This is a genomic window from Palleronia sp. THAF1 (genome assembly GCF_009363795.1).
GTDB lineage: Bacteria > Pseudomonadota > Alphaproteobacteria > Rhodobacterales > Rhodobacteraceae > Palleronia.
In genome coordinates this window covers 2,230,959-2,244,491 of the sequence record NZ_CP045420.1, presented here as the reverse complement: position 1 = coordinate 2,244,491, position 13,533 = coordinate 2,230,959, and the positions used below count along the sequence as shown (strand labels likewise).

General features: G+C 62.8%; 13 protein-coding genes. 8 read left to right on the top strand and 5 right to left on the bottom strand.

The window, feature by feature from the left end; translation table 11 throughout:
• Window positions 1–61: 61 nt before the first annotated feature.
• From FIU81_RS11055 to FIU81_RS11040, 4 genes are all read left to right on the top strand, one after another.
• Window positions 62–1,750: a chloride channel protein gene (locus FIU81_RS11055; protein WP_124112088.1), complete on the top strand. Its 1,689-nt coding sequence runs from the start codon at window positions 62–64 to the stop codon at window positions 1,748–1,750.
• Window positions 1,747–2,802, top strand: coding sequence for a glycosyltransferase family 2 protein (locus FIU81_RS11050; protein WP_124112087.1), 1,056 nt, complete (start codon window positions 1,747–1,749; stop codon window positions 2,800–2,802). Before FIU81_RS11055 ends, FIU81_RS11050 begins: the two co-directional genes overlap by 4 nt.
• Before the next feature lie 190 nt (window positions 2,803–2,992).
• A protein-coding gene (locus FIU81_RS11045) for an IS5 family transposase (protein ID WP_152460916.1) occupies window positions 2,993–3,750 on the top strand; the annotation gives its coding sequence in 2 pieces (ribosomal slippage) (window positions 2,993–3,317 and window positions 3,317–3,750; 759 coding nt in all).
• Window positions 3,747–4,268, top strand: coding sequence for a hypothetical protein (locus FIU81_RS11040; RefSeq protein ID WP_152460915.1), 522 nt, complete (start codon window positions 3,747–3,749; stop codon window positions 4,266–4,268). Before FIU81_RS11045 ends, FIU81_RS11040 begins: the two co-directional genes overlap by 4 nt.
• 6 nt (window positions 4,269–4,274) lie before the next feature.
• On the opposite strand, the gene FIU81_RS11035 is transcribed toward FIU81_RS11040, so the two are convergent.
• The 3 genes from FIU81_RS11035 to cobT all read right to left on the bottom strand — a co-directional run bounded on the left by FIU81_RS11035 (window position 4,275) and on the right by cobT (window position 8,430).
• Window positions 4,275–4,616 (bottom strand): DUF427 domain-containing protein, encoded by a 342-nt coding sequence (locus FIU81_RS11035; RefSeq protein ID WP_124112286.1) that lies wholly within the window; start codon window positions 4,614–4,616, stop codon window positions 4,275–4,277.
• Window positions 4,617–4,683: 67 nt separating this feature from the next.
• Window positions 4,684–6,486 (bottom strand): aminopeptidase P family protein, encoded by a 1,803-nt coding sequence (locus FIU81_RS11030; RefSeq protein ID WP_124112285.1) that lies wholly within the window; start codon window positions 6,484–6,486, stop codon window positions 4,684–4,686.
• A gap of 63 nt (window positions 6,487–6,549) precedes the next feature.
• Window positions 6,550–8,430, bottom strand: a complete 1,881-nt coding sequence (gene cobT / locus FIU81_RS11025; RefSeq protein WP_124112284.1) for a cobaltochelatase subunit CobT — start codon at window positions 8,428–8,430, stop codon at window positions 6,550–6,552.
• 109 nt (window positions 8,431–8,539) lie between these two features.
• Between cobT and FIU81_RS11020 the strand changes: the two genes are divergently transcribed.
• Window positions 8,540–8,932: a hypothetical protein gene (locus tag FIU81_RS11020; RefSeq protein ID WP_124112283.1), complete on the top strand. Its 393-nt coding sequence runs from the start codon at window positions 8,540–8,542 to the stop codon at window positions 8,930–8,932.
• Between the two features lie 164 nt (window positions 8,933–9,096).
• On the opposite strand, the gene cobS is transcribed toward FIU81_RS11020, so the two are convergent.
• Window positions 9,097–10,083 carry a cobaltochelatase subunit CobS gene (gene cobS / locus FIU81_RS11015; RefSeq protein ID WP_124112282.1) on the bottom strand — a complete coding sequence of 329 codons (987 nt, stop codon included), beginning with the start codon at window positions 10,081–10,083 and terminating at the stop codon, window positions 9,097–9,099.
• Between the two features lie 173 nt (window positions 10,084–10,256).
• Between cobS and FIU81_RS11010 the strand changes: the two genes are divergently transcribed.
• From FIU81_RS11010 to msrB, 3 genes are all read left to right on the top strand, one after another.
• Window positions 10,257–10,772, top strand: coding sequence for a sigma-70 family RNA polymerase sigma factor (locus FIU81_RS11010; RefSeq protein ID WP_124112295.1), 516 nt, complete (start codon window positions 10,257–10,259; stop codon window positions 10,770–10,772).
• A complete protein-coding gene (locus FIU81_RS11005) occupies window positions 10,769–11,497 on the top strand; it encodes an anti-sigma factor domain-containing protein (protein ID WP_124112281.1) in 729 nt (242 codons plus the stop codon). Before FIU81_RS11010 ends, FIU81_RS11005 begins: the two co-directional genes overlap by 4 nt.
• Window positions 11,498–11,587: 90 nt before the next feature.
• Entirely contained in the window at window positions 11,588–12,076 is a 489-nt protein-coding gene (msrB, locus tag FIU81_RS11000; RefSeq protein WP_124112280.1) for a peptide-methionine (R)-S-oxide reductase MsrB, read from the top strand.
• Here the strand turns inward: msrB and FIU81_RS10995 are convergent.
• Entirely contained in the window at window positions 12,073–13,509 is a 1,437-nt protein-coding gene (locus tag FIU81_RS10995) for a fused MFS/spermidine synthase (RefSeq protein WP_172971461.1), read from the bottom strand. The genes msrB and FIU81_RS10995 overlap by 4 nt on opposite strands.
• Window positions 13,510–13,533: the final 24 nt, after the last annotated feature.

Here is a 13,533-nt window from a genome sequence, read left to right as displayed (position 1 = left end):
AAGCGGTTTGTCCTTTGCGTGGCTGGGGCATAGAACGGCAGCAGGGGACGGGAACACTGATATGGCCGCGCCGAGGGCGACGAAGGACTGGACTTTCATCGACACCGCGCTGGCCCGCGGGCGTCGCGGCTGGGCGCTGCTGCGCGACGAGGGGCCGGGGCAGTTGCAGTTCTGGTTCCTGGCGCTTCTGATCGGCACGGCCTCTGGCTTCGCGGCCTTGTTCTTCCGCATGGGCGTCGAAATCTTGCAGGCGTGGCTGTACGGCGTTGACGATGTGAACCGTTTGGCCAGCGCGGCGCGCGATCTGCCATGGTATCTGTTCATCATCATCCCGACCATCGGCGGCCTCACCGTGGGCCTGATCCTGTTCAAACTGTCGCCCGGCGGCCGCGTACGGTCCGTGGCCGAGGTCATCGAGGGCGCCGCATTGCGCGATGGACGGGTCGAGACCAAGGCCGGGCTGGCAAGCGCGGCGGCATCGCTAATCACACTGGGATCGGGTGGATCGTCGGGCCGAGAAGGGCCGGTGGTGCATCTGGCGGCGCTGATATCCAGCTGGGTGAACGATCTGATCAAGGCGCGGGGCGTGACGGCGCGCGACCTGCTGGGATGTGCGGTCGCGGCAGCCGTGTCTGCGTCATTCAACGCGCCGATCGCCGGGGCGCTGTTTGCGATGGAGGTCGTTCTACGCCACTTCGCCATCCACGCCTTCGCCCCCATCGTCATCGCCAGCGCCGTAGGTACGGTCATCAACCGTCTGCAATTCGGGGGCGTGACGGAGTTCGCGCTGGACCGGCAATCGGCGCTGGAGTTCTACGTCGAGCTACCCGCTTTCCTGCTTCTGGGGCTTGTCTGCGGCGCGGTGGCCGTCGTGTTGATGCGCGCAGTCTTCTGGACCGATGATGTGGCCGAAGCGATGCGCGCGAAGCTGGGCGTGCCCGACTGGGTCCGTCCCGGCGTGGCGGGCGCGATTCTGGGCTGTATCGCGATCTTCTTCCCGCAGATCATCGGTGTGGGCTACGAGACGACGTCCTTGGCGCTGACCGGTCAGATGGCCTTCGGCACCGCCGTGCTTCTGACGGTGGTGAAGGTCGCCGCCGTCGCGATCACCATGGGCGGACGGATGGGGGGCGGCATTTTCTCGCCTTCGCTGATGGTTGGGGCGTTGGTGGGGCTCGCCTTCGGATTGGTCGCGACAAAGATCGCACCAGAAGTATCCGGCGCCGAAACGCTGTACGCGCTGGCTGGCATGGGCGCTGTCGCGGCGGCGGTTCTGGGCGCGCCGGTGTCGACCACGCTGATCGTGTTCGAACTGACGGGCGACTGGCAGACCGGCTTGGCGGTCATGGTGGCCGTCTCGACCTCTACCGCTCTAGCGTCGCGGTTCATCGACAAGTCGTTTTTTCTGACGCAGTTGGAACGCCGCGACGTGCATCTTTCGAAGGGACCGCAGGCCTATCTGCTGTGCATGTTCAGGGTGGCGAACGTGATGCGCCCGCCCGATCATGCCAATGCGGTGCCGACCGACGATGTCTGGGCAGCGCTGGAGGCAGGTGTCTTCATCGATCCCAACGCGACACTGGAAGTAGCGATGCCCATGTTCGAGGAAACAGCACGCATGTGGCTGCCGGTGGCGCGGATCGGTGACAGCGGACAGGCCCCGCAGATCCTTGGCACGCTGCACCATGTCGATGCGCTGCGCCGCTACAACGCAGCGCTCGCGGCGACGGCAGCAGAGGAGCATTCATGAGCGAAACGCTTGGTAAACTGAGGCAGCTGACACCGGGCTCTGCTCAAGACGGTGTTGCTTGTTTGGCGATCTGCCACAATGAACTGACCATCTTGCCGCAATTTTTGAACCACTACAGGCGGCTCGGCGTAAGCCGCTTTTATGTTATCGATGACCGCTCGACCGATGGTAGCAGCGCGTTTCTGCACGATCAGGAAGACGTGGCGCTGTTTCAGCCATTAGAAGGGTCCAGTTATAAAGAGGATGTCGCGATGTGGAGGCAGAGCGTTCTGGATGCGTTCTGCACAGGTGCATGGGTTACTTTGCCCGATCTGGACGAACACCTTTATTACAAGAACATGCACCAATCTCTCCCGGATTTGGCCAGTGAATTGGACCGTGCCGGTGAAGAAGTTCTGATCGCGGCGATGGTGGATATGTATTCTGACCAACCCATTGCACAGCAGGCGTATGATGGAGAGGGGCCATTGGAACAGGCGTTTCCATACTTCGATGGACAAGGAGAGCCGCCGACCGGGATCCGGATTGTGGCGCAGCCAAGGCGTTTCTTGAAGCGCTATCCCACGCCATCTGTGGCGATCATGGGAGGCGTGCGCGAACGTTTGTTCTTCCAGCGCCGTCCCCTTGGGTTTGTGCAACGATGGCTACTGTCCAGGTTCGCCCATACGCAACGTCCCCTGAATCCAAGCGGGCTGCAGAGTCTTCAGAACCGCCTCGTCCGCGCTGTGACCAAATCGAGCTTTTCCAGTACTCCGTTCGTGTTGCACAAGTTGGCCCTGATGAAGTGGCAACGCGGCACGAATTTCGCACGTGGGCCCCATTCGGTGGACAGGAAGATGATCGTGTCTGAACGCTTGGCAGTCCTGTTACATTTCAAATTCCATAAGGGATCGGAGGGTCTAGAATACAGTGCGCAGCGCGGCCAGCATGCGGGTGGATCTGCGCTGTACAAGGCGATGCTGCCACAGATCCACGGCGCGAGTGATACGCCCGTGATTCCAGAAAGCCACAGGTTCGACGGTATACAATCTCTTTCGGAAGTTTTGCGCTAATATGATCAAACTGATTAAGAACCGAGATTTTGGAGTGATGCGTTCAAAGCCGAAGATTTTCTGTATCGGGTTTAACAAATCTGGGACGACATCGCTGCATCATTTGTTCCGGCGTAGGGTCAGGACCCATTGATCTGCTTGAGGCTCTGCGGCCCGCGTGATTCACTGCCCCTGAACCAAAGGGGGCGTGATGAGTGATCTATACTGGCTGAGCGAGGCTCAGATGGAGCGGCTGCGGCCTTACTTTCCCAAGAGCCATGGCGTGCCCCGCGTCGATGATCGACGGGTCCTGAGCGGCATTATCTTCATCAATCGCAATGGCTTGCGATGGCGAGATGCGCCGCGTGAATATGGCCCCCACAAGACGCTCTACAACCGCTGGAAGCGGTGGAGCGATATGGGCGTGTTCGCGCGGATCATGGCTGGCTTGGCGGCGGAGGCGCCCGACAACAAGACGATCTCCATCGACGCCACGTATCTGAAAGCGCATCGCACGGCCTCGAGTCTATGGTCGAAAAAGGGGGGCGTGGACGCCTGATCGGACGCACGAAGGGCGGCATGAACACCAAGCTGCACGCCGTGACGGACGCGTGTGGGCGGCCTATCCGGTTCTTCATGACGGCGGGACAGGCCAGCGATTACACTGGAGCCAGAGCTCTATTGAGCAGTCTTCCGGACGCCGACTGGCTCTTGGGGGACCGAGGATACGACGCGGACTGGTTCCGCGAAGACCTTATCAACAAGAAGATAAAGCCCTGCATCCCTGGCCGGAAGTCACGCGACACCCCGGTCAAATACGACAAACGCCGCTACCGAAAGCGCAACCGGATTGAGATCATGTCCGGTCGCCTGAAAGACTGGAGACGCGTGGCCACGCGTTACGACAGAAGCCCCACGGTCTTCCTCTCAGCCATCGCCCTCGCCGCTGCCGTCATCTTTTGGCTATGAGTCCAGAGCCTAACGGCCTGCGATCGGTCCACTATTTGTTCGCAGATGGGCGCGCGCTGGCGATAGAAGCCGAAAAATGTAACACTCCGAAACAATGTTTACATCTCTTCTCACAAGGGCAGGTTTTCTCAGACTTTACATACGCCACCGATACTTCTTTCCACGAGCCCATCGACCGATATCCCTTATGGAAAGAAGCTTATCCGGATGCGTATTTCTTGCTAAACGACCGCAATGTCGATGCTTGGGTCGCTTCTCGCCGGAAACACCGCAACGGGACATTTATGGAAAGACAAATGTCGTTCCACGGCTTACCGGCCAAAGGGGTAGAAAGCCTTTGGCGGGCACAATACGCCGATCACAAGCGTAAGGTTCTGAACTTCTTCGGCAGTGATCGTCGTTTCTGTCATTTCGTTCTAGAGCGCGACAATGCCAGCAAGATCGCCTCGTTCGTAAGTCCTGACTACGATCTCTATCCGGCGCGCTTCGAACATATAAATCGATCCAAGTCCGATTAACTTGGATCAGACCCGTTCGACTGTCACACCTTCGTGGATGAAGGCCAGGTGTCCGGCGATCTGCGCCACATCATCCTTCGGGGACTCGTAGCTGAACGCTGCGTTATCCAGCGTGACCGACTTCGTAACGATGGAATAGTAGCTCGCCTGGCCCTTGTGGGGGCAGGTGGTGGTCTTGTCGCTGTCGTCCAGGAAGGCCGTCGCGATGTCGGTGCGGGGGAAGTAGATAACGAAGGGGTAGCCGTCTTCTTCCAGCATCAGCGCGTTGGCGGATTCGCCTAGAACGGCGCCGCCCGCGCGGACAACCCACGTGCCTTGAGCTTCTGAGATCTTGATATTTCCGGCCATCTTGGTCCCCCTATGGCGTTCGACGCGACCCTAACAGTAAATGACGCGCCGTCCAGTGGGGCCGGCGTTACAACGGGCGGGTGACCTCGCCCAGCCATGCGGCGACATCGGGCGAAAGCCTGCCCGCCATGCGTTGCGCGACGCCTGCGTGATAAGTGTCGATCCATGCGCGCTCTGCCGGGGACAGGGCGTCCACGTCGATCAGGCGGCGGTCGATGGGGGCCCATGTGAGAGTCTCGAACGACAGCATCTCGCGATCGTCCTGATCCGGCAGGTCGGGAGCAGGGGTGACGACGACCAGGTTTTCGATGCGGATGCCGAAGGCCCCGGCGCGGTAGTAGCCCGGTTCGTTCGACAGGATCATGCCGGGGTCCAGCGTGATCTCTCCGCTGCGGGACAGGCGCTGGGGGCCTTCGTGCACCGACAGATGCACGCCGACGCCGTGGCCAGTTCCGTGATCGTAATCCTGCCCGGCCATCCACAGCGGCGCGCGGGCCAGCGCATCCAGATCGCGCCCGGCCAGACCCTTCGGCCAACGCGCGCGGCTGACGGCGATCATGCCTTGTAAAACGCGGGTGAAGGCGGCGATCTCGGCCGCGCCGGGCGTGCCGATGGCGATGGTGCGTGTGATGTCGGTCGTGCCGTCGTCATATTGGCCGCCCGAGTCGACCAGCAACAGTTCACCCGGCGCAAGCGCACGGTCGGTTTCCTGCGTCACCCGGTAATGGACGATGGCACCGTGGGGGCCGCTGCCCGCGATGGTCTCGAAAGATATATCGCGCAAAGCATCGTCGGCGCCGCGAAAGTCTTCCAGTGCGACGACAACGTCGATCTCTGTGATGCGCTCGCCTGCCAATACGCGCCGCTCCGCCTGATGCACCCAATGTAGGAACGCGCACATCGCAGCCCCGTCGCGCAGATGAGCGGTGCGGCTGGCGTCGATCTCGGCGTCGGTTTTGCGGGCCTTGGGCAGCAGGCATGGATCGGCGGCCCATGCGATGTTCACGTCCGCGTCTTCCAGCGCTTGTCCGAACAGGTAGGGCGCGCTGTCCCGGTCCAGCCGGACGGGGCCGGAAAGATAGGCCAGCGATTGCACGATCGCATCGGGCGCGAAGACCGGCAGGCCCAAATCCAGATCGCGCAGTTTGGCGGAGTCGCAGAACAGGCGCACCTCTTGCGTGGCAGCCTCTACGGTCGCAAAGGCGTGCACGACCGGATTGCGGGGGATATCGCTGCCCCGGATGTTCAGAAGCCAGCAGAGGGAGTCGGGCAAGGACAAGACCGCGACCGCATGGCCATCCGCCTCCAGCGTATCGCAGACAAGCGCGATCTTCTCGGACCGCGTGGCCCCGGCGATGTTTGTTGGGAAGGCCCGCGCCAGGCCCTGCGGTGGGGCAGGCTGGTTGGACCAAATCGTATCCAGCGGGTTCGGCGTGACCGGCACCACGCCGATCTCCGGCCCCAAACGTTCGCGCAAGGCGTCGATCTCCGCGCGCGTATGCAGCCACGGATCGAAACCGACCTGAGCGCCCTGCGGCAGGTGATCGGCCAGCCAATCGCCCAGCTTCGTGGTGGGGTGGCGCAGAACGTCGAAGACCTCGGCCACCTGATCGCGCCCTTGCACGGTGTAGCGGCCATCGACGAACAGCGCCGCATGGTCCGCCGTCACCGCGGCAAAGCCGGCAGAGCCTGTGAACCCCGTCAGCCATTGCAGTCGCGCATCCCGAGGGGCCACATATTCGCCCTGATGCGCATCGGCGCGGGGAATCAGAAAGGCGTCGAGCCCGGCATCTGCCATGGCGCCACGCAGCGCTATCAGCCGTTCTGGTCCAGCCTCGCGGTCGCCTTGCGTGTCGAAGCTTTGGAACATCGCGCCCGCCTTTCTTTGTTTTCTTAAATACTCATGTCGGACCGCCCGATTGGGGCGATCCGGTCACGCGACGCGACGACGGCCCATCCAGCGGTCGCGCTTGCGCTTGTCGACTTCGAACAAGGCCGCAAGCTGATCGGTGATCGCGCCCGCAAGTTGTTCGGCATCGGTGATCGTGACCGCGTGGTCGTAGTAGCGCGTCACGTCGTGGCCGATCCCGATCGCACAGAGTTCCACGCCGCGCTTTTTCTGGACCATGGCGATCACGTCGCGCAGGTGCTTTTCCAGATAGTTCGCGGGGTTCACCGAAAGGGTGCTGTCGTCCACGGGCGCGCCGTCGGAGATCACCATCAGGATCTTGCGCTGCTCGGGGCGGCCAGCCAGCCGCTTCCACGCCCATTCCAGCGCCTCGCCGTCGATGTTCTCTTTCAGCAGGCCCTCTTTCATCATCAGGCCAAGGTTCGCACGCGCCCGCCGCCACGGCGCATCGGCGGATTTGTAGATGATGTGGCGCAAATCGTTCAGGCGGCCCGGTTGGGCCGGGCGGCCAGCGGCCAGCCAGTCTTCGCGCGATTGCCCGCCCTTCCACGCGCGGGTGGTGAAGCCGAGGATCTCTGTCTTCACGTCGCAACGTTCCAGCGTTTGGCTCAGCACATCTGCGCAGATCGCTGCGATGCTGATCGGGCGGCCCCGCATGGAACCGGAGTTGTCCAGCAGGATCGTCACCACCGTATCGCGAAATTCGGTGTCCTTTTCCTGCTTGTAGGACAGGGGCGTCGTGGGGCTGGCGACAACGCGTGCAAGGCGGCCTGCGTCCAACGTGCCTTCCTCCAGATCGAACTCCCATGAGCGGTTCTGCTTGGCTTGAAGGCGACGTTGCAGCTTGTTGGCCAAGCGGCTGACGGCACCTTTCAACGGCTCCAACTGCTTGTCCAGATACGCGCGCAGGCGTTCCAGTTCGGCGGGTTCGGCTAGGTCTTCGGCGCGGATGATCTCGTCGAAGGTCTGCCGGAACACGGTATAGTTTGCGTCGGCATCAGAGACCGCTGGTGGGGGCGGCGGCTCGGACGGGGCGTCGCCTTCCGGCATGTCGGTCTCTTCGCCCTCGGTCGGGTCGGCCATGTCTTCGGACTGGACGGCGGCCTCGGCAGCGTCGGTCTGGCTGTCCTGGCTTTGGTCGGGCGCGGCCTCGTGATCGTCGCTGTCTTCCTCCTCCCCGCCGCTGCTATCGGGCTGGTCGTCTTCCTGGCTTTCGGCTTCCGCGTCGTCGCCGCCGTCTTCGTCGTCCGAGCCATCGGGGTCGTCGCCCAACTGGTCGCCGTAGCCCAGATCGTCGATCACCTGCCGCGCCATGCGGGCGAACGCCGCCTGGTCAGACAGAGCTTCGCCCAAGCCTTCCAGAGTACCGCCGGCTTGGCCTTCGAAGTGCTCGCGCCACAACTGGGCAACGGTATCCGCGCCTTCAGGTAGCGCGCGGCCCGTGGCCATCTGGCGGATCAGGTAGCCTGCGGCCACCGACAGGGGCGCTTCTTCCTTCGCGACCAGCGACTTATAGCCCTTGCGCGCGGCTTCGGCTTCGATCTTCACGTCAATGTTGGCGGCGGTGCCTGGCATGGCGCGTGCGCCCATCGCCTCGCACCGGGCGTCTTCCATGGCGTTGAAGATCTCGCGCGCCATGTCACCCGGTGGCGCGTATTTGGCTGATGTCTTCTGGTCGTGGAACCGGCGGCGCAGGGCAAAGCTGTCGGCGGTGCCGCGCGCCAGCATCACCTCGTCGCGGCTCATGCGGCGGCTGACTTGCGGCAAGCGCAGCCCGTCGTTCGAGATGCCCGGAGGATCGACCGTGTAGCTGACGCCCATATCCGGGTCGTCGGCCAGCGTGCGGGTCGCTTCTGCAAGCGCCTTCTTGAACGGATCGGCGGGGTTGTCATCGGATTTGGCCATGGGGTGCAATCTAGTCCCCGCGCGCGCAGGCGCAATCGGTGAAACGGCCCTTTGCGTGCGCGGCGTCGGCACTGTATTGCAAGCCGACCCCAATGGCCGGAGACATCCCATGAAAATGCTCGCCCTGATCGCTGCCGCTGCGCTGGCCGTTACCGCCTGCGCCCCCGTGACAGAGGAAGAAGTGTCGGACGCGCCGGAAGTCGACACCGGCCCCGCCGTGTCCTTGGGCCGCATCCGGGACGAAGCGGCGTTCCTGTCGTTGGTGGCGGGGCAAGAGCTTGTGGGGCAGGGCGGAAGCCTGCGGATCAACGCCGATGGCACCTACAGCGGCACCGACGCCGGGCTACCGGTCAGCGGAACGTGGGAATGGCGCGCCCCCGTATGGTGTGCCGCGCCCGTGGCGGCAGAGGCCGAGTGCTTCGCCTGGGACCGCATCCCCGCCGGTATCCGCCGCATCCGCAATCAGGGCATGGGCGGCGGGACGGATTACCGTATTCAGTAAGAAGAAATTTTAGCGTTCGAGGCAAAGAAGCTCGCCGAAACGTAGAAAATCGCAAGCGCTCTCTCGTTCGAAGTCGTTTTCGAGAGGGCGCGCATTTCCAAAGCCGATTAGCAGTGCCCCTGCGGTGATAGCCGCAAGGACCGTCGCTATCTTCAGCCCGTCACTCACCCCAAACTGACGCTCGCCGCGCTTTCGGGCAGTTCCTCGTCGAAGCAGCGCTGGTAGAACTCGGCGACCGTCTCGCGCTCCAGCTCGTCGCATTTGTTCAGGAACGTCAGGCGGAAGGCGTAGCCGATGTGTCCGAAGATTTCGGCGTTCTGCGCCCATGCTATGACCGTCCGGGGCGACATTACGGTGGACAGTTCACCGTTTACGAAGGCAGTGCGGGTCAGGTCGGCGACGGTGACCATCTGGCTGACCGTCTTGCGGCCCTTGTCGGTGTCGTACTTCGGCAGCTTGGACACGACGATGGCGGCTTCGGCGTCATGCTCGATGTAGTTGAGCGTCGCCACGAGGCTCCAACGGTCCATCTGGCCTTGGTTGATCTGCTGGGTGCCGTGATACAAGCCCGTCGTGTCGCCCAGACCCACGGTGTTTGACGTGGCGAACAGGCGGAAGAACGGGTGGGGGTGGATGACCTCGTTCTGGTCCAGAAGCGTCAGCTTGCCGTCCACTTCCAGCACGCGCTGGATCACGAACATCACGTCGGCGCGGCCTGCGTCGTATTCGTCGAACACGATCGCGGTTGGATTCCGCAGGGCCCAAGGAAGGATGCCTTCCTGGAATTCGGTAACCTGCACGCCGTCGCGCAGCTTGATGGCGTCCTTACCGATCAGGTCGATGCGGGAGATGTGGCTATCAAGGTTCACACGCACGCAGGGCCAGTTCAGGCGGCTGGCGATCTGTTCGATGTGGGTCGACTTACCCGTTCCATGGTAACCTTGGATCATGACACGGCGGTTGTGCTCGAAGCCCGCCAGAACGGCCAGCGTGGTGTCGTGGTCGAAGCGATATGTGCTGTCATGCTCTGGCACGCGGTCGCTGGCTTGGGGGAAACCGTGCACGACCATATCGGTGTCGATGCCGAAGGTTTCGCGCACCGAAACCTCGACGGTCGGTTTTGCGGTGATGTCGAGGCTGCCATCGGCCATGGCTGTTCTCCAATAGGACTGTTCGGGCATTCGGATCGCGGGCGTGGTGCAACATATGCGGCCTGCTCGCAAGGCCAAGCTATTTCCGCCGCGACAGATGGTGCTAGGGTACATTGCGACAAGTATTTACCGGAGAATGCCACGTGGCGACGACCCTGACCGAGATCGAAGCGATGATCGGCCGCATAGCCGAGGGCGACCGTGATGCCTTTCTTTCACTTTATGATGCGACCAGTGCGAAACTCTTCGGGGTTTGCCTGCGTGTGTTGAGGGACAAGGCCGAAGCAGAAGACACTTTGCAGGATGCCTACGTGAAGGTCTGGAAGAATGCAGACCGCTACCAGGCGAATGGCCTTAGTCCGATGACATGGCTGATTACCATCGCTCGGAACACATCCATCGACCGTGTGCGGTCGAGGAAACCTGCGGGCGAGGGAACCGAGGCGCTGGAGCGTCTGTCGGATTCTGAACCGGGACCGGAGGCGCAAGTCATTGCGGCCTCCGAGGCGCAGGCGATTGCCCGCTGCCTGGGCGAGTTGGAGACGGATCGCGCAGAAGCGGTTCGCGGAGCTTATTTGGACGGTCAGACCTATCAGGATCTGGCCGCGCGGTTCGATGTGCCGCTGAACACGATGCGGACCTGGCTACGCCGGTCCCTGTTGAAATTAAGGGAGTGCATGAGCGCATGAGCGACGGCACCGACATGACAAACGGAACGGACCGCGAGAACGACGATGTTCTTGCCGCCGAGTACGTATTGCACCTGCTATCCCCGGCAGAGCGTCAGGCGGTCGAGGACCGGCTTGAGGTTGACGGCGGCTTCCGGGCGCGGGTGGCCTCCTGGTCGGAAGACCTTGTGCCACTGGCCGAGGACATAGAGCCTGTGGCGCCGCCCTCCGGCCTGCGCGGCAAGCTGGCGTCGCGGATCGAACCAGAGCCGACGATGGCCCGCACCGCCGGTCGCTCGACGTCGCGGCGCAATTGGTTCCGAGGCTTCCTGTCAGGCGGATTGGCCCTGGCTGCGGTTGTTGCTTTGCTGGCGGTCTTCCTGCCGCAGATCGACATGCAGGGCGTGACTGGCGAGCAATATGCCGCCGATGTCGCCGCTGAAGATCGGTCTTTGCTCGTCAGCGTGCGGTACGATGCGACCGACAATGTACTGCTGATCCGCAAGGACGCGGGCACGGTGCCCGAAGGCCGTGATCTGGAGGTTTGGCTGCTGACAGAGGACCAGCCACCCCATTCCGTGGGCGTGCTGCCCGATGGTCAGGATGTTCGGATCGACGTGTCGCCTTTCTGGGGCCAGCGCATCCCGTCCGGTTCGTTCGCCGTCAGCAACGAGCCTGCGGGTGGATCGCCGACCGGCCTTCCGACTGGTGAAGTGATCGCGGTGGCCCCGGTCTCTGACGCCTGATTGATACGTAGATAACATCTGCGCCAGCGGACGAGCGATGACGCTCGTCCGTGCTATATCTGATGAAACGCGTTCCACCGGAGGTCCTCCATGCACCGTCGCACGTTCATCACCGCCCTTGGCGCCGCCGCCACCGCACCTGCTGCCTTGCTGGCTGCCGATGGCCCATACGAAGTCTCCATGTCCGAAGCCGAATGGCGCGAGATGCTGACGGATCTTGAATACAAGGTCATGCGTCAGATGGGCACCGAACGGGCGTTCTCGTCCCGTTTGAACGACATCGAGCGGCCGGGTCAGTATCATTGCAAGGGCTGCGATCAGGCGTTGTACCCATCGCGCACCAAGTTTGAATCCGGCACCGGCTGGCCGTCTTTCTGGGCACCGTTTGCCGAGGCCGTTCAAACCAAGCCGGACCGCAGCCTGTTCACGACCCGGACAGAGGTGCATTGTGATCGCTGCGGTTCGCACCTTGGCCACATCTTCGATGATGGCCCCGAGCCGACTGGCAAGCGCCATTGCCTTAACGGCGTGTCGCTGGTGTTCTACCCGCAGGGTGGTGGGAACCCGATCAGCGGCTAGCGGTGACCGACCCAGCCGCGGTCATCGGTGAACGCGCGCGCGGGGGATATGGCCGTGGGCGCGTAGCCGTCTAGGCCAGTATCCAATGTTTCCAACGGGGTGTGCGATGCGGCAAGCAGGATGTTCGCCCGTCCCGTTGCGCCCACAGGGCCCTGTTCTACCACCACGAAAGGGTAGGTCGCGCCAAGAATGGCGTAGACGCCGCGCGCCAGAGGGCCGTCTGGTCGGTCGATCAGGTTCACGTAAACCGGGCCGTCAGTGATCTCGCGCAGGCGTTCGACCGTTTCGATGGTGACCAGATGCGCTGGCACGGAACCCGAAGAGAACGCATCCAGTACCGCTGCATCGAACCGGCGATCAGTCTCGTTCAGATAGACCCGACCGTCCGCGTGCACGATGCCCAAGCGTGCGTCTACATCCGGGCCGGCACGGGTTAATTTGTATCCTGCGCGCTCGATCATTGCGGCGGCGTTGGGCAAATTGCGTTGCACCACACGCGTGATCAACGGATCGATCTCGACCGCTACAGCTTGCGCGGCGGGGCGCGACTGCAACAGCTTGGTGGGCAGCGTGTAGCCGCCTCCGCCGATGAACAGGACCGATGGCGCGGGGCCGAGATCGGCGTCCATCCGTGCCCAAAGCCAGCGCGTGTAGCTTAAGGCCAGATCACCGTTGCCATCCAGCGGTTCGGCGGCCTGCAGGGTCCGGTCCGAATACATCCGAACTTCTCCCCGCTCTTCGGTCACATGGATGCAAGACAGTCCGGATTCGTACATACAGGTCGATCCGCCCCAAATACCGGTCACGGCGATGAAGGCGACTGCACCCGCGATGATGCCGCCTGGCGGGTCGCCTGCCTTGCTGCCCCGAATGAAAAGCAGGCATATCAACGCCACCGTCCCACACCCGGCGAAGGTAGCGGTCGATCCGATCAGGGGCAGAGTCACGAACCCCGCAAGGATCGCCCCGAAGATCGCGCCGACCGAGCCTGCCGATAGCACGATCCCAAGCGAGGATCCCTCACGCCCCGGCCGTGCCTCGACCGCCAATTTGGCGAGGAACGGGGAGGGCAGTGTGACGGCGACGGACGCCGGGAAGAAGGTCAGCACCACGGTGACAAGCATTCCGCCTGTGCCCCGCGCGCCAGAGCCATGGATTACCGCAAGCAAGGTGGGCGACAGGGCCATCAAAACGGCGGTGGCGACGAGTGCGGTACGCACGTTCGACGCGGCGGTCGCGCGCTCGCGCTCTGCGATGAAGCCACCCCATGCGCTGCCGACCGAGAACCCCGCCAGCACGACGGCGATGACGGCGGTCCAAGTCAGTAAAGAGGTGCCGAAATAGGGGGCCAGCACCCGGCCCGCCGCGATCTCGTAGGTCAGGCCGAGAGCGGACAACACGAGAATCAGGGCGATGATGGTCCAGAAACGCATGGCGGCCTTCAACGGTGGGATGTC

What these genes read in the sequence shown, in the direction of transcription:
- cobS (WP_124112282.1), bottom strand. Translation starts at nt 10,083, where the DNA reads ATGGCCGATGGCAGCCTCGACATCACCGCAAAACCGACCGTCGAGGTT.
- msrB (WP_124112280.1), top strand. Translation starts at nt 11,588, where the DNA reads ATGCACCGTCGCACGTTCATCACCGCCCTTGGCGCCGCCGCCACCGCA.
- FIU81_RS11030 (WP_124112285.1), bottom strand. Translation starts at nt 6,486, where the DNA reads ATGTTCCAAAGCTTCGACACGCAAGGCGACCGCGAGGCTGGACCAGAA.
- cobT (WP_124112284.1), bottom strand. Translation starts at nt 8,430, where the DNA reads ATGGCCAAATCCGATGACAACCCCGCCGATCCGTTCAAGAAGGCGCTT.
- FIU81_RS10995 (WP_172971461.1), bottom strand. Translation starts at nt 13,509, where the DNA reads ATGCGTTTCTGGACCATCATCGCCCTGATTCTCGTGTTGTCCGCTCTC.
- FIU81_RS11010 (WP_124112295.1), top strand. Translation starts at nt 10,257, where the DNA reads ATGATCGGCCGCATAGCCGAGGGCGACCGTGATGCCTTTCTTTCACTT.
- FIU81_RS11005 (WP_124112281.1), top strand. Translation starts at nt 10,769, where the DNA reads ATGAGCGACGGCACCGACATGACAAACGGAACGGACCGCGAGAACGAC.
- FIU81_RS11035 (WP_124112286.1), bottom strand. Translation starts at nt 4,616, where the DNA reads ATGGCCGGAAATATCAAGATCTCAGAAGCTCAAGGCACGTGGGTTGTC.
- FIU81_RS11050 (WP_124112087.1), top strand. Translation starts at nt 1,747, where the DNA reads ATGAGCGAAACGCTTGGTAAACTGAGGCAGCTGACACCGGGCTCTGCT.
- FIU81_RS11020 (WP_124112283.1), top strand. Translation starts at nt 8,540, where the DNA reads ATGAAAATGCTCGCCCTGATCGCTGCCGCTGCGCTGGCCGTTACCGCC.
- FIU81_RS11040 (WP_152460915.1), top strand. Translation starts at nt 3,747, where the DNA reads ATGAGTCCAGAGCCTAACGGCCTGCGATCGGTCCACTATTTGTTCGCA.
- FIU81_RS11055 (WP_124112088.1), top strand. Translation starts at nt 62, where the DNA reads ATGGCCGCGCCGAGGGCGACGAAGGACTGGACTTTCATCGACACCGCG.